Here is a 1,526-nt window from a genome sequence, read left to right as displayed (position 1 = left end):
AACAGGACATCAACGGATGACCGCCAACCTCCGCAGCAACCCGCCGGCAGGCAGTGTCGCCACCCGCGGTGTCACTCCCTTCGAAGGCGACGTTGTGATCCGGTCGAGGCGCGCCGAGTCCGACGGCGTCGTGTCCCTCGAACTGGTGCTCCCCACCAGAGAGCTGCTTCCGGCGTGGAGGCCGGGCGCCCACATCGACGTTGTGCTGCCGAACGGGCTCACCCGCCAGTACTCACTGTGCGGTTCGGTGGAGGACCGCGAGAGCTGGCGTATCGGCGTACTTCGTGAGCCCGGCGGCCGTGGCGTTTCACAGTGGATCCACGACCACGCCGGGGAGGGAACGCGCCTGCGTGTCCGCGGTCCCCGGAACAACTTTCCGCTCCTGCCCGCACGCCGGTACCTGTTTCTCGGCGGCGGTATCGGGATCACCCCGCTCCTGCCGATGGTGGCCGAGGCCGACGCGTCGGGGGCGGACTGGGTGCTGCACTACGGTGGCCGGACGCGGTCGTCCATGGCGTTCCTCGACGAGCTCGCGCGCCACGGTGACCGCGTCGTCATCACACCACAGGACGAGGCGGGCATGCTCGATCTCGCCGCCGTTCTCGATCGGCCCGACGAGTCCACTGTGGTCTATTGTTGCGGGCCTTCGGGCCTGATCGACGCGGTGGAGCTGTACTGCCGGTCGTGGCCGCCCGGTGCCCTGCATGTCGAGCGGTTCGTGGCGAACCAGGCTGCTGCCGGCGCGGAGAACCAACCGGTCGAGGTGGAGCTGGCGGCCACGGGACTCACCGTCACCGTGCCGCCGGAGTGCTCCGTCCTCGAAGCCGTGGAGAAGGCGGGTGTGCGGGTGGCCTCCTCGTGCACCGAAGGCATCTGCGGCTCCTGCGAGACACCCGTACTCGAAGGAGAGCCGGAGCACCGCGACTCGGTGCTCACCGACGAGGAGCGCGCCGACGGCGACATCATGATGATCTGCGTGTCGCGGGCGAGGGGCGGCCGCCTCGTCCTCGACCTGTGACGGAGACACAGCAGCGACGGTCGTGAGTGCGCACACGAGTTAGAACACTGTTACGCACTCACGACCGGTGACCTGCGCAAACAGCGAGCCCTCTTCTGCTGCTGCCGTGTCGGCGTGGTGGCAGGTGAGTGATCGGGAGCTGGCCGCGGCCCTGATCGAGGGTGAGNCCTCTTCTGCTGCTGCCGTGTCGGCGTGGTGGCAGGTGAGTGATCGGGAGCTGGCCGCGGCCCTGATCGAGGGTGAGGCCGTGGCGCGCTGCCACCACGCCCGCATGCTGGAGGCGCTGGGGGAAGCAGTGCGGCGGGGTATGGCCGTAGGTCTGGGGTATCGCGGCATCACCGGGTTCCTGCGTGAAGAGCTGCACCTCTCGGCGGTGGGATCCGGGGGCGGCTGGCGGAGGCGACCCAGCCCGGACGGGAGGTCGGCGGTGTGGTCCGTCCCGCGCCACTGGCGGAGGCCGGTGAGGCACTGGCCGCCGGTCACATCGCCGGTGAGCATGTCCGGGTCT

Annotated in this window: 1 protein-coding gene; it reads left to right on the top strand. The window is 69.6% G+C overall.

The window, feature by feature from the left end; genetic code table 11:
• Nucleotides 1-16 precede the first annotated feature (16 nt).
• Nucleotides 17-1,018, top strand: coding sequence for a PDR/VanB family oxidoreductase (locus tag JAP66_RS31730; RefSeq protein ID WP_199435564.1), 1,002 nt, complete (start codon nt 17-19; stop codon nt 1,016-1,018).
• The last annotated feature ends 508 nt before the right edge of the window (nt 1,019-1,526 follow it).

This window comes from Qaidamihabitans albus (assembly GCF_016464705.1).
Taxonomy (GTDB): domain Bacteria; phylum Actinomycetota; class Actinomycetes; order Mycobacteriales; family Pseudonocardiaceae; genus Qaidamihabitans; species Qaidamihabitans albus.
This window is presented reverse-complemented; position numbering and strand designations above follow the sequence as displayed.